This is a genomic window from Streptomyces roseofulvus, from assembly GCF_039534915.1.
Classification (GTDB): Bacteria; Actinomycetota; Actinomycetes; order Streptomycetales; family Streptomycetaceae; genus Streptomyces; species Streptomyces roseofulvus.
The window spans coordinates 4,706,302-4,726,148 of sequence record NZ_BAAAWE010000001.1 but is presented as its reverse complement, the minus strand read 5'-3'; the positions used below and the strand labels follow the sequence as shown (position 1 = coordinate 4,726,148).

Here is a 19,847-nt window from a genome sequence, read left to right as displayed (position 1 = left end):
CCGTGGATGAGACCATCGGAGTCACGACGGAAGCCGCGCAGATCCCCCAGCAGCGGGGCGAGCAGCTGCTCGACAGCGCCGTGCGGTATGCGGAAGAGCGGCACTGGGACGTGTTCCCGGGGACCTGGCTGGAAGCGGTCGACGGCCGGGAGCACTGCTCCTGCGGCACCGCCGACTGCCCGCTGCCGGGTGCCCACGCCGTGAAACCCGACTGGGCGACACTGGCGACCGGGAGCGCGGTCGGCGCCCGCCGCATGTGGTCGAAGCAGCCGAAGTCGTCGATCCTCCTCCCCACCGGCCGCACCTTCGACGCGATCGAGGTGCCGGAGGCGGCCGGTTTCCTCGCGCTCGCCCGGATGGAGCGCATGGAGCTGACGCTGGGCCCGGTGACCTGCACCCCGGACCGCCGGATGTTCTTCTTCGTGCTGCCCGGCGCCTCCGCCAAGGTCCCGGACCTGATCCGCAAGCTGGGCTGGGCCCCGGCCTCGCTCGACCTCGCCACGCGCGGGGAGGGGCACTACGTGGCGGCGCCGCCCACCCGCATCGGCGGCCGGGGCGCCGTCCAGTGGGCGCGGCGGCCCACGCCGGCCAACCGCTGGCTGCCGGACGCGGAGGAGCTGATCAGCGCGCTCGCGTACGCGTGCGGGCGCGAGGCGGCCGAATCACGGTCCCGCCGCCAGTGACCTGGGGTTTTCCCCCGGCCGCCGTTTAGGCTGGCCGAAATGGCGCGAACAGCGCCGTACGGGGACGACCGAAAGGTTGACGGACCATGCCCGACCAGGCATCTGACGGTACGTTCGAACCGACGGGCGCCGCACCGGAACCATCCGGTGCGGCGCCCGCGGTGCAGGTGGAGGGGGTGTGGAAGCGGTTCGGCCAGCAGATCGCCGTGCACGGGATCGATCTGGTGCTGCCGGCGGGGAGGTTCATCGGGCTCGTCGGGCCGAACGGCGCCGGCAAGACCACCACCCTCTCCATGATCACCGGCCTGCTGCGGCCCGACTCCGGCCGGATCCGGGTGGCCGGCCACGACGTGTGGAGCGACCCCGAGTCGGTCGCCCGGGTGAAGGCGAGGATCGGCATCCTGCCGGAGGGACTGCGGCTCTTCGAACGGCTCTCGGGCCGTGAACTCCTCGCGTACAGCGGGCGGCTGCGGGGGCTGCCCGGTGCGGAGGTCGACAAGCGGGCCACCCAGCTCCTCGACGTGCTGGACCTGGCCGGTTCGCAGCACAAGCTGGTCGTGGACTACTCGACCGGCATGCGGAAGAAGATCGGGCTGGCGGCGGCGCTGCTGCACAACCCGGACGTGCTCTTCCTCGACGAGCCCTTCGAGGGCGTCGACCCGGTGTCGGCGCAGACCATCCGCGGCGTCCTGGAGCGGTACACGACCTCCGGCGCGACCGTCGTCTTCTCCAGCCACGTGATGGAGCTGGTGGAGTCGCTGTGCGACTGGGTCGCGGTGATGGCCGGGGGCCGGATCCGGGCGCAGGGTCCGCTGGCGGAGGTGAAGGGCGACGCGGCCACGCTCCAGGAGGCGTTCCTGGAGCTGGTGGGCGCGAACGGCCGGGCCGCGGCGGGCGATTCGCTGGACTGGCTGGGCGGCGGCGCCCAGGGTGACGGCCGATGACGGCGACGGCCGCCGAGCCGGCGCTCACGCCGGTCTTCGTCCGGCTGAAGCTGTCGCTGATGCGGAACGGGCTGCGGCAGTCGGGCGGGCGCACGGTCGCGTTCGTCGCCTCCCTGGTGGTGGTGCTGCTGATCGCCGCCTTCATGGTGCTGTCCTTCCTGATGCTGCGCGGGCACGAGGCGGCCGGGGCGGTGTCGGTGCTCACGGTCGCGGTGTTCGCGCTGGGCTGGGCGGTGATGCCGCTGTTCCTGCCGAGCGGGGACGAGACCCTGGACCCCTCGCGCCTGGTCATGCTGCCGCTCCGGCCGCAGCCGCTGGTGCGGGCGCTGCTGGTGGCCTCCCTGGTGGGGATCGGGCCGCTGTTCACGCTCTGTCTGGCGGTCGGGGCGGTCGCCTCGGTGGCGCACGGCGCGGCGGCGGCGGTGTTCGCCGTCCTCGCGGTGCCGCTGGTGCTGCTGGTGTGCGTGGCGCTGTCGCGGGCGATCGCGACGGCGAACGTCCGGCTGCTGACCTCCCGCAAGGGGCGGGACATGGCGCTGCTGAGCGGTCTGGTGATCGCGCTGGGCATCCAGGCGGTCAACTTCGGGGCGCAGGCGCTGGGCCGGGCGAAGGACCTGTCGGCGCTGGACACGGTCGCGTCGGTGGTGGGCTGGCTGCCGCCGGCCTCCGCGGTGGCGGCGGTGCGGTCGGCGGCGGACGGTGACCTCGTGCTCGCCGTGGCGCGGCTGCTGCCGTCGCTGGTGCTGCTCGTGGTGCTGCTGTGGTGGTGGCGGCGGAGCCTGGTGCGGCTGATGGTCGAGCCGGACGGTTCGACGGTCGGCGCGGCGCCGGACACGGTGCGGGACCCGGCGCAGGGGCGCGGCCTGGCCGCGCGGCTGCTGCCCGGGGGGCGTACGGGCGCGGTCATGGAGCGGTGCTTCCGCTACATCTGGCGGGACCCGAAGACGAAGGCGGCGTGGGTGTCGGCGCTGGCGGTCGGCGCGCTCGTGCCGATGTTCAACGCCTTCCAGGAGGCCGGTTCGGTCTACTGGGCTTGTTTCGCCTCGGGGATGCTGGGCGTGCAGATGTTCAACCAGTTCGGGCAGGACTCGTCGGCGTTCTGGATGGTCGCGCAGACCATCGCGTCGCCGGCGGACGCCTACGCGGAGCTGCGGGACCGGGCGTACGTGATGATCGCGATCACCGTTCCGTTCACGGTGGTCGTCGCCGTGGGAACGGCGACGGTCACGGGCGGCTGGTCGCAGCTCCCGGAGGTCTTCGGCCTGGCGTTCGCGCTGCTCGGCGCGATGCTGGCGCTGGGGATCGTGGCCTCGGTCCGCTACCCGTACGCGGTCCCCCAGGACTCGCGCCGCAACGTGGCGCCGGGGCAGGGCGGCATGGCGATGGCCGCGATCTTCGGGGGCATGGCCGGCGGTCCGCTGCTGTGCGCCCCGCTGATCGCCCTGCTGGTGTGGCTGCGGGTCAGCGACCAGCACGCGCTGCTGTGGCTCCTGCTGCCCCTGGGCGTCACCTACGGCGCCCTGCTGACCTGGGGCGCCCTGAGGCTGATGTCGGGCCGCATGGTGAAGCGGCTGCCGGAGATCCTGGCAGCGGTCAGCAAGGGCTGAGCCCCGGGGGCCTTCCGACACGGGCGCGCGCGGGAAGGCCCCCCGCGTCCGGCGGGTCAGCGGAACTCGTGGGTGACGGTGATCGGGCCGACGATGTGGGCGTTGAACTCGTCCAGGTCCTCGGCCGGGACCCACAGCTCCAGGATGGTGCGGCCGCCGGCCTGCTGGACGGGGTAGCGGGCGAGGAAGGCGGAGTCGACCTCGAAGCGGGTGACGTAGCCGGCGCCGCTGTGCTTCACGTTCCAGTCGCGGGCGATGCGGATCGCGTAGTCCTCGTTCAGGACCGGGTAGAAGATCGGCTGCTCGGGCAGCCGGGGCGGCCAGGCGCGCCAGTCCAGCGCGCGGACGAGGGCGAGCTCCTCGGGGCCGGTGGGGCGCCAGAGGGTCGTCGTCGGCCGGGGCTGGGGGCTGGTGCCGGTGCTGGTCATGGCGGGGAACGTATCGGGGCGGTGCGCGGGCGGCCAGGGGTTTTCTCCGCGGGGCGAGTTGCCGGAAAGGGCCTCGGAGCCGCCAAGAGTTCGGCCAGGATGGGTACTTGGCGTCGAACACGGGGGTACGGGAGGGCTGGCGTGACGGTCGGCGGGGACGCGGTGCGGCGGGGGCAGGGGTGGTGGCTGGGGCTGGTCGGGGCGGCGACGGTCGTGCTCGTGGTGGTGTGCGTGGGCGAGGCGTCGACCTCCTCGGCGGACCGGATGCTGAGGACGATCGCCTCGGTCGCGGTGGTCCCCGGCGTGCTGGCCCTGTCGCAGTTGCTGCTGCTGCGCAGCAAGCGGATCGAGCCGGCGACGATCGGTGTGGCCGGCCTGGGCGCGGTGATCCTCGGCGTGAACGCCTCCGACAACGGCGGCATGCTGTTCGGGATGCTGCTCGCGCTGCTGGCGGCGGTGCCGTTCGCCTTCCTCAGCGGCTTCCTGTCGCTGAACGCGCAGACGGGGCACGCGCTGTTCTCGGCGGTCGCGCTGCTGATCGGCGCCGAGACGCTGGTCGGTGACATCGCGCCGGAGGGCACGGTGCTGGTGCGGTCGTCCTGGCTGACGGGGCTGGACTACAACGGGGCGCGGATCCCCGGCCTGTTCCTGATCGGGGTGGCGCTCTTCCTGGCCGTGGCCTGGTACCTGCCGCGTCAGGAGCGGCGGCTCGCGGTGCCGGAGCCGGGCTGGCTGCGGGTGACGGTGCTGCTGTTCGTGCCGGCGTTCCTGCTGGCGGCGGTGGCCGGGTTCGCGTTCACGGCGCGGATCGGGTCGACGACGCAGGCCGGGCTGAGCCGGGAGTTCATGATCGTGTGCCTGCTCGGTCTGACCGCCGGCGGGTGCAGCCTGCGGAGCGGCGAGGGCACGGTCCTCGACGTGGCGGTCGGCTCGCTCTTCGCGGGCGCCCTGGAGACGCTCCTCAACCTGAAGAACGTCGGCTTCTCGACGCAGTCGACGATCCTGTGCGTGGTCGCGGTGCTCTTCATCTTCGCGGACCTCGCCCGCCTCCGCAGGACCCCCGCGTCCGAGCCGCCGCAGCCGCCCCCGCCGGCGTACCCGCCGCTCCCGGGGCAGCCGGGCCCGGTCGCGGACAACCCGTACGCCCGCTGAGGCGGTCCGGGGCTCCCATGAGAGCCTGCGGGCATGTCGTCCTCCCTGGTCCCGCCCGACGTGGCCGCCTTCGTCGCCGCCGCCTCCCGTCTGCCACTGACCGCCCTCCAGGAGATCCGGCACGCCACGGCGGTGGCGGTCGCCTCGGGGGCCTTCGACCACGCCGTGGTGCCGGCGTTCGACGCGGCGCGCTTCTCGGCCCTGGACAAGCTGGTCCGTGACTCCTTCCGCCCGCGCGCCGAGGAGCTGCGGGCCGCCCGGCCGGGCGGCGGGCTGCACTCGGCGATCTCCCGGACGACGACGGCCGCGCAGGCGGTCTGGAAGCGGGACCGGCTCACCGCCGAGCAGTACGCCACGCTGACCGGCGTCTTCCCCGCGTACGGGGTCACCGTGCCGGACCATCCGGATCACCGGGCCGACCCGGCGAGCTGAGGTCGTCGATCCGGGCGCGGAGCCAGGCCGGGTCGGGGTTGGTGTGGGGGCGGCCGGCCAGCAGGACGGTGGGAACGGTCTCGTTGCCGTCGTTCACGGCCCGTACCGCCGCCGCGGCCTCCGGGTCCCGCCAGATGTTCACCCAGTGGGCCCGGCGGGCCCGCCCGCCGAGGCGGACGCGGAGCCGCACGCAGTACTGGCAGCCCGGCCGCCAGTAGACGACGGGCCGGCCGTCCGCCTCGCTGCGGCGCACGGCCTCGGCCGAGGTGAGCGAACGGGGGAAGACCAGCGGCGAGTTGGCGCCCGCCAGGAGCAGCAGCGACGCCAGCAGGGCGGCTCCCGTACCGGCGTCGCCCCGGGCGAACGGGGGCGCGGCGAGCAGCACGCCGACGAGCGCGAACACCGAGGGCAGGGACCAGGCGCGTATCACCCGGCCAGGCTAGCCGCCGTCCCGCCGCGCGGGTGGCGGGCGCGGACGGCGTCGACGCAGGTGTCCCGGGACGTCGGGCCGCCGAAGCGGAGGCGGTCGTAGGCGGTGAACGCCGGTTCCAGGGCGTCGAGTTCGTCGACGAGCGCGTGCAGCCGCGCGGTCCAGTCCGCCGCACCGGCGTCCGGGGCGTTCTCCGCGGCGGAGATGGCTCCGGTCAGGAACTCCTTGCGCCGGATCGCCGCCGGGGTGACGGCGTGCAGGCAGACGTACCGGCCGCTGAGGTACGCGTCCCACTCCGCCCGCCCGACGGACTCGTCGTCCCAGTGCGCGACGAACCAGCCTTCGAGGAGGTCCGTCCCGCCGGCCCGCTCGGCGAGGGCGAACAGGTCGCGCGGGACCATCTCCGCGCCGTCGGAGCGCAGGTACCCCGGGAGCGGCAGCCGCCGCGCCAGCATCAGCCGCCGGGCCTCGTCGGCCTCGCGACCACCGGCGGCGCACAGCTCGTCCAGCGGGACGAACTGCGCGCTGACGTACGCGTCGTCGGCGGCGGTCATCGGGTGGTCGCCGTTCACCTCGCGGAACCGCGCGGTGACGCGGAGCCGGAGCTCGTTCTCGGGCACCAGTGCCTCCTGGGGGCCGGGCGCGCGGGCCGGTCCCGCGCGGCTCTCCGCACGCTAGCCGCGGGACGGTTCGGCCCCCGCCGAACGTTCCAGCGCCTTCCAGGCGAGCCCCGGGCGCTCCGCGAACGCCTCGGCGACCCGGCCGCGCCAGTCCGGCCCGGCGGCGGGGCGGCGAGCTTCCCGTGGCCGGTCGCGCCGGTCGGCCCGGAGCGCAGCCTCGCGGCGGCAGGGGCCGCACAGCGTCTCGCCCGCGACCGGCCGGAAGGCGTGGGGCTTGTCACCGGGCCCCTGGCAGTTCACCAGGGCGCCGGGCACCGGGCCCGGGGCCTCGCCGGGCGGGTCGGCCACCGGCTCCGGCGGAAGCTTCTCCGTCAGCCGGTGCCGGAGGAACCCGACCGCCGAACGGACGCCGGTGCGCGGCAGATGCGCCGTCAGCGCGTGCCGCAGGTCCGCCGCCGAGACCCCTCGCCGCAGCCACTCCGCGGCGAGGGCGGCGAGCCCGCGCGCCTCCCGGACACCGAGGCGCAGGTCGCGGTCGGCGTGGTGGAGCGTGAGGAGGAGGCGTTCGGCGTGGACGAGTTCTCCCCCCGTGTCAGCCGAAAGCTCCGGTTCCGAATCCGGCTCCGGCTCCGGCTCCGACTCCGGGTCCGGTTCCGACTCCGGTTCCGGCTCCGTCGAAGGCGCGGGGCCGCTGGGGGGTGGGGGGTTGGTCTTCTCCCCGTCTTCATCTGTGGAGGAACAACCGGTCTCCGGGGTGCCTGGCCCACCGACCGCCGGATCGGGCACAGTCGGTGACCGGTCGCCGTCCCGTACCGCCCTCGCCTCTTCACGCGTGAGGCTGACGTTCGTGACGAGCTGGGTGGTCTTCCAGAGCCCCTGACCGTCCTGCCATCGCCACTCGTGCAGATGTCCGCACGCGGTGAGCGATTCCTTCGCGTTCTGGTACGCCCGGGGCTTCATGCCCAGGTCAGCGGCGTGCTCGCCGAGCGGCTTCGCCGTGGCCGCACTCTCCGGGAGCCCCTGGAGGTAGACGAGGAGGACTTTCGCGTCGCTGGTCAGTCGCGGATTCCGGACGACACTGTGCGAGACCTTCGTGTACGCCGACAAGGGCGCGATAGCATGCCGAAGCATTTCTGGTGGAGCTCCAGTCCACTGGTAGTGAAGGCCCTCGGATGGTGTTGGCGCACCGCCGGGGGCCGCTCCCTTAACGGAGCGTGACGCTTGCGTCACGCTACCGCACGTTTCACCGTCTGGTGCAACAACTCTCCCTCCACGAACGGATCTTCGAGCGTCGGGAGCGACCTCCAGCCCAGCGGCCACGTCGTCCCGTCGAACGCCGGGATCCCCACGTACGACTCGCCCCCACGGCCCCCGCCCAGCACCCGCACCGGAGCCGGCCACGCGAACCCCGAGGCCGTACCCGGCGCCAGCAGGAAGTAGAGGTTCCGCCCCCGGGCGGCCTCCCGCACGATCGGCCCCGCGTGGAAGTCCGTGAACTCCATGAGGTGGTACGCCACCTCCTCTCCCAGGACACCGGGAACCCGTACAGCGTCGAAGTGCACGCCGGCGAGCCGGAGGACGTGACCGGCGGCGGGCACCCAGGACGGCTTGCCGTCAAGCGACTTGCTCAGATTCATGACGTCAGCTTCCCGAGCGTGCTGTCCTGTCACCAGGGGCAACGTGATGTTGTGCAGGACTGTGCACTCGGGGAGGCGGGGTGTGAACAAGGAAGCCAGGCAGGCTGCGGGGACGGCCAGGGCGTTCGGGAGGATGGTGCGGTTCTACCGGGAGCGGGCCGGTGTCTCTCAGGAGCGGTTGGGGTCCGCGACCGGCTATTCCAAGTCCCAGGTGGCGATGATCGAGCGGGGCGAGCGCCGGGCTCGGGGGAACTTCGTCGCCATCGCGGACGACACGCTGGGTGCACAAGGTGCACTTCTGGAGCTCGCGGAGGAGGTGCCGCTCAGTGCGGCGCCCGCGTGGTTCGAGGACTACCTGGAGGAGGAACGGAAGGCCGTCTCGATCTCCTCATTCGAAAGCCGGGTCCTGCCTGGCCTGTTGCAGACGCCTGAGTACGCGCGAGCCGTCTTCAACTGTGCCGTCCCTCCGTGGGAGGACGACGAACGCGAGGCCATGATCGAAGGCCGCATGGCCCGCCAGGCGGTGCTGCACCGGAAGCCCGCGCCGCTCGTCAGCTTCGTCCTGGAGATGGGAGTGCTTACGCGCCCAATTGGGGGCGCCCGCGTCCTCAAGGACAACCTGCTGCACGTTCTCGACGTTGCGCGGCTGCGTCACGTGGAGCTTCAGGTCCTGCCGGACGACTTGGAGGCGCACGCGGGCATCAGTGGCCCGTTCATCCTGCTGGAAACCGAAGGCCGCGAGCGGCAGCTCGTCTATGTCGAGGGACAGAGCGGCAGGTACTTTCTCACGGAGCAGCCCGAGTTGGGGGACGCCTTCGCCCGCTACAACACCCTGCGGTCCCAGGCGCTCTCGCCAGTGGAATCGGCACGATGGATCGAACAGGTGGCACAGAAGCTATGAGCACAGACCTCAACTGGTACAAGAGCAGCTACAGCGTCGAGCAGGGCGAATGCGTCGAGGTCGCCTCCTGTGTGCACTCCGTGCACGTCCGTGACTCCAAGGACACCGACCGTCCCTCCCTCTCCGTCTCCCCCGCCGCCTGGGGCGCGTTCCTCGCCCAGGTGAAGTAGGCGCGGCGCGGCGTACGCGAAAGGGCCTCCGCCCCGCTCCGGGGTGGAGGCCCTTTCCCAAGGTCCGGCCGGTCAGAACGCGCCGTTCAGGCCCCACCAGTTGCCGTCGGTGTAGTCCCACGCCGCGAGCGCGCCGGTGCCGAGGCCCCGGTAGGTGCGGAGTTCGTCCGCGTGCTCGGGCTCGAGAATGGGCCGCCTGGCGATCGTCGCGAGGTCGGGCTTGCCGTCGCCGGTGAAGTCACCGACGGAGAGGAACGTGCCCATCACGTTCCAGCCGCCCGTGCCGACCAGCTTGCGGGCGCCGAGGCCGCCGGAGGTCGTACCGGGGTACATCCACAGCTTGCCGGTGGACGCCTCGCGGGCGTACACGTCGACGCGGCCGTCGCCGTTCGTGTCACCGGGGCCGGTCAGCGCGTTCATGCTGTTCCAGCCGCCGGAGCCGATCAGCTTGCGGGCGCCGAGGGTGCCGGAGGCCGTACCGGGGTACAGCCACAGCCTGCCGGTGGCCTTCTCCACGGCGAGGAGGTCGGCTCGGCCGTCGCGGGAGAGGTCGCCGACGGCGGCGATCTGGGACATGCCGTTCCAGCCACCCGCGCCGATCAGCTTGCGGGCGCCGAGGCCGCCGGTGCCCGTGCCCGGGTAGAGCCACAGCCTGCCGGTGGACGCCTCGCGGGCGATCACGTCCTCCTTGCCGTCACGGGAGAAGTCGCCGTGCCGGACGAGGGCGTTCATGCCGTTCCAGCCGCCGGCCCCGACGAGGGTGCCTGTGAAGCCGCCGGGCAGGTACCAGAGGCGGCCTGCCTTGTCGCGGACGAGGACGTCCGCCTTCCGGTCGCCGTTCAGGTCGCCGAAGCCAGCGGCCTTCGGGGAGGTCTCCGCGTACCACGTCGGGTACGCGTCGCCGCCGCACTCGCGCTCCGTGGCGACGAGCCCCACCGAGCTGGTGTGCGGGTTCGGCACGATGTCGTAGCCGCGGGGGTCCTCGTTCGGGTCCAGCGACCAGTAGGTGCCGAGCTCGTAGTTCGGCAGGTCGTAGAGACAGGCGAACTTCGAGCTGCGGTTGATCTGGGACCTGAAGGTGTTGTTCCAGGTGCCCAGGGTCGGCAGGGACTTGTTCGTCTTGAACATCGTCCCCGTGGTGTCCTCCGTCTTCCAGGCACAGAAGTAGCCCTTCGGACAGTCGCTCGCCGCCGCCTGTGCGGGGGCGGCCGTCGCCACCCCGAGACCCCCCAGGAGCGTGATGCCGAGCAGGGACGCCAGGCCGCGTCTCATCGTCTTGCGCATTGCTTCCCCTCCCCCATGCCGTGTGCGAGGGGCGGCAGCCGCCCCTCGCACACGGGTGTTCCGTTCACGTGGTGAGTCAGAACTGGCCGTTCAGGTCGAACCAGGACTCGTCCTCCATGACGCCCGGCTGGAAGCCGTTCGTGGACTTGCCGTCGTACGCGACCAGGAGGCCCGGGCCGCGGCCGTAGTTCGACGAGTAGCTGCTGTTCGTGATGGCGGCCATGTCGGCGTAGCCGTCGCCGGTGCGGTCGCCGACCGCGAGGAACGCGGCCATGCTGTTCCAGCCGCTGCCGATCAGGACGCGGGTGGCGAGGCCGCCGGTCTTGCCGGGGTACAGCCACAGCTTGCCGGTGGAGGTCTCGCGGGCGAGGAGGTCGGCCTTGCCGTCCTTCGTCATGTCGCCGAAGCCGACGAGGGCGTTCATGCTGTTCCAGCCGCCCGCGCCGATCAGCTTGCGGGCGCCGAGCGCGCCGGTGGACGTACCGGGGTACAGCCACAGCTTGCCGGTGGACTTCTCCACGGCGAAGAGGTCGGAGCGGCCGTCGCCGGTGAGGTCGCCGAAGGCGGTGAGGTGGTTCATGGCGTTCCAGCCGCCCGAACCGATGAGGAGGCGGGTGCCGAGGGAGCCGGTGCCCGCGCCCTTGTAGAGCCACAGCTTGCCGGTGGACGCCTCGCGGGCGATCACGTCCTCCTTGCCGTCGCCGGAGAAGTCGCCGTGCCGGGTGAGGGCGTTCATCGCGTTCCAGCCGCCGGCGCCGACGAGCTTGCCGCTGCTGTCGCCGGGGAGGAACCAGAGGCGGCCGGCCTTGTCCCGGGCGAGGACGTCGGACGTCTTGTCGCCGTTCAGGTCGCCGAAGGCGGGCGCGGTGGCCTGCGGGTTCGCGTACCAGTACGGGTAGGGCTCCCAGCCGCCGCACTCGCGCTCGGTGGCGACCAGGCGGACGGAGCTGACGCCGTTGCTGCCGGGGCCGCCCCACTCGGTGCCCGAGGGGTTGGGGGCGACGGAGCCTACGTTGCCGTCGTATCCGTAGTTCGCGTCGTCGTGGAGACAGGCGAACTTGCTGGTCCGGTTGGAGACCGTGCGGAACTGGTTGTCCCAGGTGCCGAGCGTCGCGACGCTCGCGTTCGTCTTGTACATCGTGCCGGTGGCGTCGTACGTCTTCCAGCCACAGAAGTAGCCCACCGGGCAGTCGGCCGGCGCCGCCTGGGCGGGGGCCGCACCGGCGCCGAGGACGCCGAGCGTGGTGAGGCCGAGCGCCGTGGCCGCCGTGGCCACGCGCCGGCGCAGAGATATGCGCATTCGTTCCCTCCGTCATGACGGCGCGGAGCCGGGCCCTGCCCGCTCGACGCGCCGTAGGGCGGAAATGTACCCCGCCGGTCGGCGGGGTACGAGACCGAGGGGGCTCAGAAGACGGTGCTCATGTCGTTCCAGGAGCGGTCGTGGCCGTCCCAGCTGCCGGGGGCGAAGGTGCCGTTGTCCCTGCCGCCGTAGATCATGAGGCAGCCCTGGTAGGAGCACGAGGTGCTGCGGAAGGCGTTGTTGGTCAGGGCGATGAGGTCGTTGCTGCCGTCGTAGCCGTGGTCGCCCACGCCGACGAGCTGGGCCATCGCGTTCCAGCCGCCGCCGATGAGGGCGCGGGAGCCGAGGGTGCCGGTGCGGCCCGGGTAGAGCCAGAGCTTGCCGGTGGCGGGTTCGCGGGCGACGAGGTCGGCCTTGCCGTCGCCGGTGACGTCGCCGAGGGCGGTCAGCGCGTTCATGCTGTTCCAGCCGCCCGCGCCGATCAGCTTGCGCGCGCCGAGGGTGCCCGAGGACGTGCCGGGGTAGAGCCACAGCTTGCCGGTGGACTTCTCGACCGCGAGGAGGTCGGAGCGGCCGTCGCCGGTGAGGTCGCCGAAGGCGGTGAGGCGGGTCATGGCGTTCCAGCCGCCCGTCCCGATGACCTTGCGGGCGCCGAGCGCGCCCGTGCCGGTGCCGGGGTACAGGTACAGCTTGCCGGTGGACGCCTCGCGGGCGATCACGTCCTCCTTGCCGTCGGCGGAGAAGTCGCCGTGCCGGGTGAGGGCGTTCATCGCGCCCCAGCCGCCGCCGACGAGCTTGCCGCTGCCGTCGCCGGGGAGGAACCAGAGGCGGCCGGCCTTGTCGCGGGCGAGGAGGTCCGCCTCGTCGTCGCCGTTCAGGTTGCCGAAACGGGAGGGCCCGGCCGGGTTGGGCTCGGCGTGCCACGTCGTGTAGGCGGGGCCGTAGCACTCGCGCGCGGTGAGGACGAACTTCAGCGAGCTGAGCGAGTGCATCCCCATGTAGCCCCACTCGGTGCCGCCCGGGTCGGGGTCCCGCACGCCGACGCTCCAGTACGACGTCGTGTAGCCGGGCTCGTCGTATCCGCACACCCACTGGTTCGTGCGGTTGGAGACCGCGCTGATCTGGTTGTCCCAGGCGCCGAGCGTCGCCGCGCTCTTGGTGAGCTTGAGCATCTCGCCCGTGGCGTGATCGGTCTTCCAGGCGCAGAAGTAGCCCCTCGGGCAGTCTTCGGGCTCCGCCTGCGCGGGGGTGGCGGCCGGGCCGAGGGTGGCGAAGGCGGTGAGCGCGGTGAGCACGGCGAGGCCGAACGCGGCCGGCCGGGTGGCCTGGGCGGCGCGGGCCTCGGACCGGGCCGCCGGGCGGCGGCGGTTCAGCCGGGACAGCAGTGACATGTACGGGTTCCCTCCGGATGCGGCGCGGAGCCGAGCCCTGGGAGCTCCCCTTCTCGACGCGCCGTGGAGGGAAGGTACCCGGTACCGGACGACGGACCCCCGGTGGGGTGCCGTTCGGGGCGGGCGCCCTCAGACGTCGCGCATGCCGGGGAAGCCGTACCCCTCGGGCTCCTCCCAGGGGACGTCCTGGTCGTCCACGTGCACGTGCCACTCCGCCCCCGGCAGGGCGCGGCGCAGCTCCGTGACCGCGTCCAGGACGTGGACCAGCACCGGGAGGAGGCGGTCGGGGTCGCGGGGCAGTTTCGTGGAGCCGGCCAGGAGCGCGTCCGGCTCGGGGCCGGGGTCCCCGTACAGGTACAGGCTCTCCTCGTCGTCGTACGGGAACGCCGCAAGGTGCGCGGCGGTGGCGCGCTCGACGGCGGCCGCCTCGGCCGGGGTGAGGGGGGCCGGGCGGCGCGCGGAGTAGTACACGGAGACGCTCATGAGGGGGAGCGTAGGGCGGGGGTACGACAGTCGGTCCGGGGCCGGGGACGGGGTGGGGGGCGGAGGGTCGGGGGGGGCGTGGGGTAGTACGCCAGGGGTCAGGGGGTCAGGACGCCCGCGAGGAACGGGCCCACCGCTTCCGCCCAGGCCTCCGGGTGGGTGTAGTGGAGGAGGTGGCCGGCGTCGGGGATCTCCGCGTAGGCGCCGTGCGGGAGGACGCGGACCATCTCCTGGGCCTCGGCGCGGCCCAGTTCGCCGTCGAGCCCGCGCACGACGAGGGTGGGGCAGCGGACCTGGGCGAGCGAGTCCCAGTGGGCGTCGTGGACCCAGGTCTCGCGGGAGGTCAGCATCTGGGCGGGGTCGAAGACGGGGTGCCAGCCGTCGGCGCGCTCGGTCATCACCTCGGCGAAGAACGCGCCCCGCGCCGGGTTCGGCGTCTCCACCCACGGGTCGTCCGCGCCGAACCAGCGGTGCACCGCGTCCAGGCTGGGGAAGGGCGCCGGCCAGCCCCGGAACCAGTCCTGCCAGGCGCGCTGCGAGGCCGCGCCGAGCGCCGAGGCCCGCATGTCGCAGATGACGAGGGCGCGGACCAGGTCCGGGCGCTCGGCGGCGAGCTGCCAGGCCGTCAGGGCGCCCATGGAGTGGCCGACGAGGGTGACGGGGCCGAGTCCGAGCCGCTCGATGACGGCCGCCGCGTCCGCCACGTACGCCTCGCGCGTGAACGGGCCGCCGGGCGGCTTCTCGCTGGCCCCGTGGCCGCGCTGGTCGAGGGCGATGGTGCGGTGTCCGCCGGTCAGGAGGCCGGCGGCGGAGGCCCAGTGGCCCGCGTGGCCCATCAGGCCGTGGAGCAGTAAGACCGGGGCGCCGGTGGGTGCGGCGAGGGGCTCGGCCGGTTCGGGCGGCGCCGCGCGGTCCTCCGGACCGGTGGGCTGGCGGGCGATGCTCACGGCGGTGGCGCGCGGGGTGCCGGGGTGCGGGGCGGCCGGGCTCCCGACGGCCTGGTGCGCGGCGGTCGGACGCACGGCGGTCTGGTGCGCCGGGGCCGGATGCACGGTGGTCCGGTGCGCGCCGGACGGGCTCGCGCCGGCGGGGCCCGCGCCGCCCGTGCGGGCCTCCGGGCCGGTGGCCGGGTCGCCGGCCTCCGCCGTGGCGGCCGTGCGGCCCGCGACGGCCGTGTAGTCCCAGGCCGCCAGCCGGATGCCGTCGGCTCCGGTGACGTCGAGTCGTCGCGCCATGATCTGGCACCCCCTCTTTCCCGTCGAACCCCGCCAGACTATCGAACCCGCATTCGAAAATGCGCTTCTGCCACCCAACACCCCTCGTTCGAGTGACAGGGCTCAAGGATTGGCGCGCGTGGCCGAGGGGAGATCTTCAACGGGAGGCGGACCGCTCGGGGAAAACGGTCCGAGGGGACCGACCTTGAGAGCTCGGGGCTCCAGGTCGGAACAGGGGAGGACAGGCCCCGGCGCCACACGGCGCCGGGGCCCTCTGTCGCCCGGGACACCACGCCGGAGGCAGCCGCCGGGACGCGCGGCAGTCGGCGTACGGCCCCCGTCGGTCGCATGGCCCCCACCCTTCCGCGCATCACGCAGCGCACGCAGCTCGTTCCAGCCTGGCACGCCGAGCGCACGCGCGGGGGCGATTCCGGCGTAAACGGGGCGCACTGCGGATCCGTCGCCCGACCGTGGCGCATTCGTGACCACCGGCCCTACAACCCCTCCCCCGGCACGCGGGTCGACATGTTCATGCGCAGTCCCCAAGTCCTCGCCAAAGGCGACCACATCGCGATCCTGAGGGACGGTCACCTCACGATCGAGCAGGACCGGATCGTCACGACCGTGCCGCTCGCCGCCGTCGACGAGGTGCGCCAGACCGGTGCGACCTCTCTCGTCCTCGTCCTGACCGACGGCGTCACCCGCCGGCTCCCCGAGGGCAACACCTACTCCGCGCCCGCCTTCCGCACCGCCGTGACCGAGGCCCTGCCCGCGGAGCGCGACCCCGCCGGCAGCTCCCTCCTCACCACCGAGGAGGGCCGGGACTACATCCCCGTGTGGGCGGTGTGGCTGGGCGTCGTCGGCTTCCTCGGCGCCTACACGGCGTACGTCTGGTGGACCGGCGCCACGCACGGCGGGGGCATGGGCACGGCCGCGTTCGGCGCGGTCCTCGGGCTGCTCTTCGGCGGTCTCGGCGTCCTCGGGGCCGTCCTCAGCGCCCGGGACCGGGTGCTGCTCGCCCGCCGGGGCATCACGGTCGTCGCCACGCGCGCGTACTACCCCAACGGCAAGAAGGCGAGCTACTACAAGTTCACCGACGCGAGCGGCAACGAGCTGACCACCTCCTACGGCTCCGGCCGGAAGACGCACGAGATCCACGTCGTGTACGACCCCGAGGCCCCGTCGCGGCGTCACGCCGCCGCCGAGCCGGCCTACGCGACCGTCGTCAAGCACACCCTCGGCCTGCTGACCGCCGGCGCCGTCCTCGCGCTCGGCCTGTGGGGCGCGCTCGCGCCCTACGTGTGACGAAGGGGGCCGAGGACGCGCTCACGCGTCCCGGCCCCCTCGGCGCCCTACGTCAGCGCTTCGCGACGAACACGTGCGCCGCGACCTCCGCGTCCAGCTCCGCCGCCTCGCCGCTGCTGCCGACCAGGACGCCGCCCGCCGACTCCGACACGGACACGACCGAGCCGGGCTGCACGCCCGCGCGCCGCAGCGTGTACATGAGCTGGGCGTCCGTCTGGATCGGCTCGCCGATGCGGCGGACGATCACCGTCTTGCCGCCGCTCGCGTCCAGGTCCGCCAGCGACACCATCGAGTCGTCGAGGAAGGACTCGGCCTCGGCCTTCTCGCCCAGCTCCTCCAGGCCCGGGATCGGGTTGCCGTACGGCGACTCCGTCGGGTGGCGCAGCAGCTCCAGGACGCGGCGCTCCACGGCCTCGCTCATCACGTGCTCCCAGCGGCACGCCTCCGCGTGGACCTGCTCCCACTCCAGGCCGATCACGTCGACGAGCAGACACTCGGCGAGCCGGTGCTTGCGCATCACGCGGGTCGCGAGGCGGCGGCCCTCCTCGGTCAGCTCCAGGTGGCGGTCGCTCGCCACGGCGACCAGGCCGTCCCGCTCCATGCGGGCGACCGTCTGGCTCACCGTCGGACCGCTCTGGTCGAGCCGCTCGGCGATCCGGGCACGCATCGGGACCACACCTTCCTCTTCCAGCTCCAGGATGGTGCGGAGATACATCTCCGTGGTGTCGATCAGTCCGGACATTCGTGCCCCTCGATGAGTCGTGCGCTGGCCCTGCACCAATTCTTGCGCATCCGGCCGACAAGCGGGCCGCCCCCGCCCCGGAGCGGGAGAACTGGGGACAGGGGGACGGCGGAGGCGGTATTGACAGACCAATGGTCCAGACCGCACCGTGATCGGCGACCTCGACGAGAAGGAGCTTCCTCACATGGGCGAGAGCAAGCTGGCCGGACAGTTCTTCGACGCCGCGATCGGTCTGCTCCAGGAGGTGCGCGACGGGGACTCCGCCGAGATCGCCGCCGCCGGAGCCGCCGTCGCCGAAGCCGTCGCGAACGGCAACCGGCTCTTCGCCTTCGGCGCCGGGCACTCCTCGCTCCCCGCCCAGGACGTCGTCTACCGGGCCGGCGGCTTCGCCCTGATGAACCTGCTCGCCGTCCCCGGCGTCGTCGGCGTCGACGTCATGCCGGCGACGCTCGGCTCCGCCCTGGAGCGCGTCGACGGGCTCGCCGGGGCCGTCCTCGACTCCTCGCCCGCCGCCGCCGGCGACGTCCTCTTCATCATCTCCCTCTCGGGCCGCAACGCCCTGCCCGTGGAGATGGCCATGAACGCCCGCGCGCTCGGCCTCACCGTCGTCGGCGTCACCTCGGTGGCGTACGCGACGGAGACGAAGTCCCGGCACGTCTCGGGGACGTACCTCAAGGACCACTGCGACATCGTCCTCGACTCGCGGATCGCCGTCGGCGACGCCGAACTGACCCACGAGGGCATCGAGGCGCCCTTCGCCCCCGCCTCCACCGTCGTCACCAGCGCCCTGATGCAGGCCACCATGGCCGCCGCCGCCGAGGAGCTGGTCCGGCGCGGCATCGAGCCGCCGCTGCTGCGCTCGGGCAACGTCGACGGCGGACACGAGTGGAACGGGCGCGTGATGAGCGAGTACAAGGACCGGATCTTCTACCGGCACTGAGCACCGGCAGCCGCCGCCACCCGCACGCGCGCGCGGCCGCACGTCAGGCGAGCGGCGGTACGTCCAGTGCCGCCGCCACCCGGGCCGCCACCGTCTCCGCGTAGAGCGCGTCCTGCCGGTCGAAGCCGCCCCGCGCCGCCGTCCGCAGGAAGGTGAGGACGCCGACCGTACGGCCCCGGGACCGCAGCGCCGTGCACAGCGCGTGCGCCGTGTCCGCCGGCCAGTGGCGCTCCGCCGCCCACTCCGCCGCGTCCCGGCCCGCGCTCACCCGCACCGAACCCGCCCGGTCCCACGCCTGGAGCGCCGGATGCTCGGGGCCGTACCGCTGCGGGAATCCACCGCACAGGCCGTCCGCGTCCGGGGCGCCCGCCGGGGACGCCACCGCGCGCGTCAGCCGCCGGTCGCCCGCCACCCGGTCCACCAGACCGTGGTCGGCGAACCCGGCCAGCGCGAAGTCCAGCAGCACCGCCACCGCCTCCGCCGGATCCGCGTACTCCGCCGCCGCCACGCCCGCCCGGTGCAGCTGGCTCCACCGGAACCGGGTCCGGTCCGCCTCCCGCGCCGCGAGCCGCTCCGCCGTCACGTCCTGGAAGACCCAGGCCACCCCCAGCGGCACCGGCTCCTCCGTCATCGGCGACGCCAGCCGCACGAACCCGCTCCGCCAGCACCGCCGCCGCTCCCCGGCCCCCTGGGCCGCCGCCAGCGTCACCCACAGGTCCGCCGGCGCCGGCGGACCGCCCTCCGCGAGCACGTGCTGGAGCGCGCCCTCCAGCTCCTCCACGCCCCCGGCCACGACCTCGCCCAGGGGGCGCCCCAGGAGTGTCGTCCGTCCGGTGCCGATCGCCCGGGCCGCGTAGCCGTTGACGACCGCCGGACGCAGATCGGCGTCGATCAGCACGACCCCCCAGGGGGCGTCGTCGAACAGCGCCTCGCTCAGCGCGATCGACCGCTCCAGGTCGATCTGCACGTGCACCTCGCTGAACGCGCAGTACACGCCCGCCGGCCGCCCGTCGGCGTCCCGCACCCCCGCCGACTGGCTGCGCACCAGCACCCGGCCGCCGTCCTTGCGGAGCAGCGCCAGTTCGTGCACCTGCCGGCCCGGCGTCCGCATCGCCCCCATCACCCGGGCGAGCGTCTCCTCCGCGTCCGCGCTGCGCGCCGCCCAGCCGTCGAATCCGCGCCGCCCGACGGCCTCGGCCGCCGGCCACCCGAGGATCCGCTCGGCCTCGCGGTTCCAGTGCGTCACCACCCCGCCCGCGTCCAGCGCGCACAGCGCCGCGTCCATCCCGTCGAGCAGCGCGGCCAGCAGATCGCCGCCCGCTCCCGGCACGGAAGCGGTGTCCCGCGCGGACCCCGTGAAGGCACTCACCTGGAACTCCCCCCGGTAACCCCCCTGATGCAGGCCATTCAACTGGAACGTGACCCAGAACACACCGGGTTCGGCGAAACGGATTCCCTCAACGGATTCCCTCACGGGTCACGTCGGCGAGACGAAGCCCGACTCGTAGGCGGCGATGACCGCCTGGGTGCGGTCGCGGGCGCCCAGTTTGGCGAGGACGGAGCTGACGTGGGACTTGACCGTCTCCGTGCCGACGACGAGACGGGCCGCGATCTCCGCGTTGGACAGGCCCCGGGCCATCAGGCGGAGCACGTCCTCCTCCCGCTCCGTCAGCTGGGCGCGGAGCAGGGCCTCGTGGGCCTCGTTGGCGGGCCGGTCCCGGGCGTAGGACGCCGCCATGTCGCGTACCGCCGCCGGGAAGAGGAGCGAGTCTCCCTCCGCGACCAGCCGGACGGCGTGGACGATCTCGGCGGGGCGGGCGCGCTTGAGGAGGAAGCCGTCGGCGCCGGCGCGGAGGGCGCCGTAGACGTACTCGTCGTTCTCGAAGGTCGTCACCACCAGGATCTTCGGCGGCGCGTCGACCGTGCGGAGTACGGCCTGGGTGGCCTCGATGCCGTCCATGAGGGGCATCCGGACGTCCATCGCGACGACGTCGGGGCGCAGGCTCCGGACGAGGGGGATGACGGCCGCGCCGTCCGCCGCCTCGCCCACCACCTCGATGTCGGGCTGGGCCTCCAGGACGGCCCGCAGGCCCGCCCGCACAAGGGGTTCGTCGTCTACGAGGAGGACCTTGATCGTCATCCGGTCAGCCTAGCCAGTACGAGGGAAGCCCCGGCGGCCGTCAC

The 19,847-nt window shown here is 73.4% G+C and carries 22 protein-coding genes; 9 read left to right on the top strand and 13 right to left on the bottom strand.

Annotated elements, in window-relative coordinates; translation table 11 throughout:
- The first annotated feature begins 2 nt into the window (after positions 1 to 2).
- The 3 genes from ABFY03_RS21855 to ABFY03_RS21845 all read left to right on the top strand — a co-directional run bounded on the left by ABFY03_RS21855 (position 3) and on the right by ABFY03_RS21845 (position 3,234).
- The gene (locus tag ABFY03_RS21855) at positions 3 to 683 is read left to right on the top strand and encodes a bifunctional DNA primase/polymerase (protein WP_319012136.1); all 681 of its coding nucleotides are present in this window, start codon (positions 3 to 5) and stop codon (positions 681 to 683) included.
- Between the two features lie 86 nt (positions 684 to 769).
- Positions 770 to 1,627, top strand: coding sequence for an ABC transporter ATP-binding protein (locus ABFY03_RS21850; protein WP_346170666.1), 858 nt, complete (start codon positions 770 to 772; stop codon positions 1,625 to 1,627).
- Positions 1,624 to 3,234, top strand: coding sequence for a transporter (locus ABFY03_RS21845; protein ID WP_319012134.1), 1,611 nt, complete (start codon positions 1,624 to 1,626; stop codon positions 3,232 to 3,234). Before ABFY03_RS21850 ends, ABFY03_RS21845 begins: the two co-directional genes overlap by 4 nt.
- 56 nt (positions 3,235 to 3,290) lie before the next feature.
- Here the strand turns inward: ABFY03_RS21845 and ABFY03_RS21840 are convergent, their stop codons facing one another.
- Positions 3,291 to 3,662, bottom strand: a complete 372-nt coding sequence (locus ABFY03_RS21840; protein ID WP_319012132.1) for a hypothetical protein — start codon at positions 3,660 to 3,662, stop codon at positions 3,291 to 3,293.
- Positions 3,663 to 3,803: 141 nt separating this feature from the next.
- Between ABFY03_RS21840 and ABFY03_RS21835 the strand changes: the two genes are divergently transcribed.
- Both ABFY03_RS21835 and ABFY03_RS21830 read left to right on the top strand, forming a co-directional pair.
- Positions 3,804 to 4,814, top strand: a complete 1,011-nt coding sequence (locus ABFY03_RS21835; RefSeq protein ID WP_319012131.1) for a hypothetical protein — start codon at positions 3,804 to 3,806, stop codon at positions 4,812 to 4,814.
- Positions 4,815 to 4,847: 33 nt separating this feature from the next.
- The gene (locus ABFY03_RS21830) at positions 4,848 to 5,246 is read left to right on the top strand and encodes a hypothetical protein (RefSeq protein ID WP_346170665.1); all 399 of its coding nucleotides are present in this window, start codon (positions 4,848 to 4,850) and stop codon (positions 5,244 to 5,246) included.
- Here ABFY03_RS21830 and ABFY03_RS21825 read toward each other — a convergent pair.
- The 4 genes from ABFY03_RS21825 to ABFY03_RS21810 all read right to left on the bottom strand — a co-directional run bounded on the left by ABFY03_RS21825 (position 5,200) and on the right by ABFY03_RS21810 (position 7,933).
- Positions 5,200 to 5,676, bottom strand: coding sequence for a glutaredoxin domain-containing protein (locus ABFY03_RS21825; RefSeq protein WP_319012129.1), 477 nt, complete (start codon positions 5,674 to 5,676; stop codon positions 5,200 to 5,202). The two genes, ABFY03_RS21830 and ABFY03_RS21825, sit on opposite strands and share 47 nt — an antisense overlap.
- Positions 5,673 to 6,296 carry a DUF6058 family natural product biosynthesis protein gene (locus ABFY03_RS21820; protein ID WP_346170664.1) on the bottom strand — a complete coding sequence of 208 codons (624 nt, stop codon included), beginning with the start codon at positions 6,294 to 6,296 and terminating at the stop codon, positions 5,673 to 5,675. The genes ABFY03_RS21825 and ABFY03_RS21820 overlap by 4 nt, the downstream gene beginning before the upstream one ends.
- Before the next feature lie 54 nt (positions 6,297 to 6,350).
- Positions 6,351 to 7,403, bottom strand: a complete 1,053-nt coding sequence (locus tag ABFY03_RS21815) for a hypothetical protein (protein ID WP_346170663.1) — start codon at positions 7,401 to 7,403, stop codon at positions 6,351 to 6,353.
- Between the two features lie 119 nt (positions 7,404 to 7,522).
- The gene (locus ABFY03_RS21810; RefSeq protein WP_319012126.1) at positions 7,523 to 7,933 is read right to left on the bottom strand and encodes a hypothetical protein; all 411 of its coding nucleotides are present in this window, start codon (positions 7,931 to 7,933) and stop codon (positions 7,523 to 7,525) included.
- 82 nt (positions 7,934 to 8,015) lie between these two features.
- Here ABFY03_RS21810 and ABFY03_RS21805 point away from each other — a divergent pair, with 82 nt between their 5' ends.
- Both ABFY03_RS21805 and ABFY03_RS21800 read left to right on the top strand, forming a co-directional pair.
- Positions 8,016 to 8,834 (top strand): helix-turn-helix domain-containing protein, encoded by an 819-nt coding sequence (locus ABFY03_RS21805; RefSeq protein ID WP_321192751.1) that lies wholly within the window; start codon positions 8,016 to 8,018, stop codon positions 8,832 to 8,834.
- Complete coding sequence (locus ABFY03_RS21800; protein WP_346170662.1) at positions 8,831 to 9,004, top strand: DUF397 domain-containing protein; 174 nt, start codon at positions 8,831 to 8,833, stop codon at positions 9,002 to 9,004. Before ABFY03_RS21805 ends, ABFY03_RS21800 begins: the two co-directional genes overlap by 4 nt.
- Positions 9,005 to 9,076: 72 nt before the next feature.
- On the opposite strand, the gene ABFY03_RS21795 is transcribed toward ABFY03_RS21800, so the two are convergent.
- The 5 genes from ABFY03_RS21795 to ABFY03_RS21775 all read right to left on the bottom strand — a co-directional run bounded on the left by ABFY03_RS21795 (position 9,077) and on the right by ABFY03_RS21775 (position 14,697).
- Positions 9,077 to 10,288, bottom strand: a complete 1,212-nt coding sequence (locus ABFY03_RS21795) for an FG-GAP-like repeat-containing protein (RefSeq protein WP_319012123.1) — start codon at positions 10,286 to 10,288, stop codon at positions 9,077 to 9,079.
- A gap of 76 nt (positions 10,289 to 10,364) precedes the next feature.
- Positions 10,365 to 11,588: an FG-GAP-like repeat-containing protein gene (locus ABFY03_RS21790; RefSeq protein WP_346170661.1), complete on the bottom strand. Its 1,224-nt coding sequence runs from the start codon at positions 11,586 to 11,588 to the stop codon at positions 10,365 to 10,367.
- 104 nt (positions 11,589 to 11,692) lie between these two features.
- Positions 11,693 to 12,979 (bottom strand): FG-GAP-like repeat-containing protein, encoded by a 1,287-nt coding sequence (locus tag ABFY03_RS21785; protein ID WP_346170660.1) that lies wholly within the window; start codon positions 12,977 to 12,979, stop codon positions 11,693 to 11,695.
- A gap of 129 nt (positions 12,980 to 13,108) precedes the next feature.
- Positions 13,109 to 13,462, bottom strand: a complete 354-nt coding sequence (locus ABFY03_RS21780) for a hypothetical protein (protein WP_346170659.1) — start codon at positions 13,460 to 13,462, stop codon at positions 13,109 to 13,111.
- A gap of 98 nt (positions 13,463 to 13,560) precedes the next feature.
- The gene (locus tag ABFY03_RS21775) at positions 13,561 to 14,697 is read right to left on the bottom strand and encodes an alpha/beta fold hydrolase (RefSeq protein ID WP_386723711.1); all 1,137 of its coding nucleotides are present in this window, start codon (positions 14,695 to 14,697) and stop codon (positions 13,561 to 13,563) included.
- 510 nt (positions 14,698 to 15,207) lie between these two features.
- On the opposite strand from ABFY03_RS21775, the gene ABFY03_RS21770 reads away from it, so the two are divergent.
- On the top strand, positions 15,208 to 15,981 hold the full coding sequence (locus ABFY03_RS21770; RefSeq protein WP_319012119.1) for a hypothetical protein: 774 nt from the start codon (positions 15,208 to 15,210) through the stop codon (positions 15,979 to 15,981).
- A 52-nt stretch (positions 15,982 to 16,033) separates the two neighbouring features.
- Here the strand turns inward: ABFY03_RS21770 and ABFY03_RS21765 are convergent, their stop codons facing one another.
- Entirely contained in the window at positions 16,034 to 16,723 is a 690-nt protein-coding gene (locus ABFY03_RS21765; protein ID WP_319012118.1) for an iron-dependent transcriptional repressor DtxR, read from the bottom strand.
- A gap of 184 nt (positions 16,724 to 16,907) precedes the next feature.
- Between ABFY03_RS21765 and ABFY03_RS21760 the strand changes: the two genes are divergently transcribed.
- The gene (locus ABFY03_RS21760; RefSeq protein WP_319012117.1) at positions 16,908 to 17,663 is read left to right on the top strand and encodes an SIS domain-containing protein; all 756 of its coding nucleotides are present in this window, start codon (positions 16,908 to 16,910) and stop codon (positions 17,661 to 17,663) included.
- Between the two features lie 43 nt (positions 17,664 to 17,706).
- Here ABFY03_RS21760 and ABFY03_RS21755 read toward each other — a convergent pair whose 3' ends face one another.
- Positions 17,707 to 19,032, bottom strand: a complete 1,326-nt coding sequence (locus tag ABFY03_RS21755) for a PAS domain-containing protein (RefSeq protein WP_319012116.1) — start codon at positions 19,030 to 19,032, stop codon at positions 17,707 to 17,709.
- Positions 19,033 to 19,140: 108 nt separating this feature from the next.
- Positions 19,141 to 19,803: a response regulator transcription factor gene (locus ABFY03_RS21750; RefSeq protein ID WP_319012115.1), complete on the bottom strand. Its 663-nt coding sequence runs from the start codon at positions 19,801 to 19,803 to the stop codon at positions 19,141 to 19,143.
- Positions 19,804 to 19,847 lie beyond the last annotated feature (44 nt).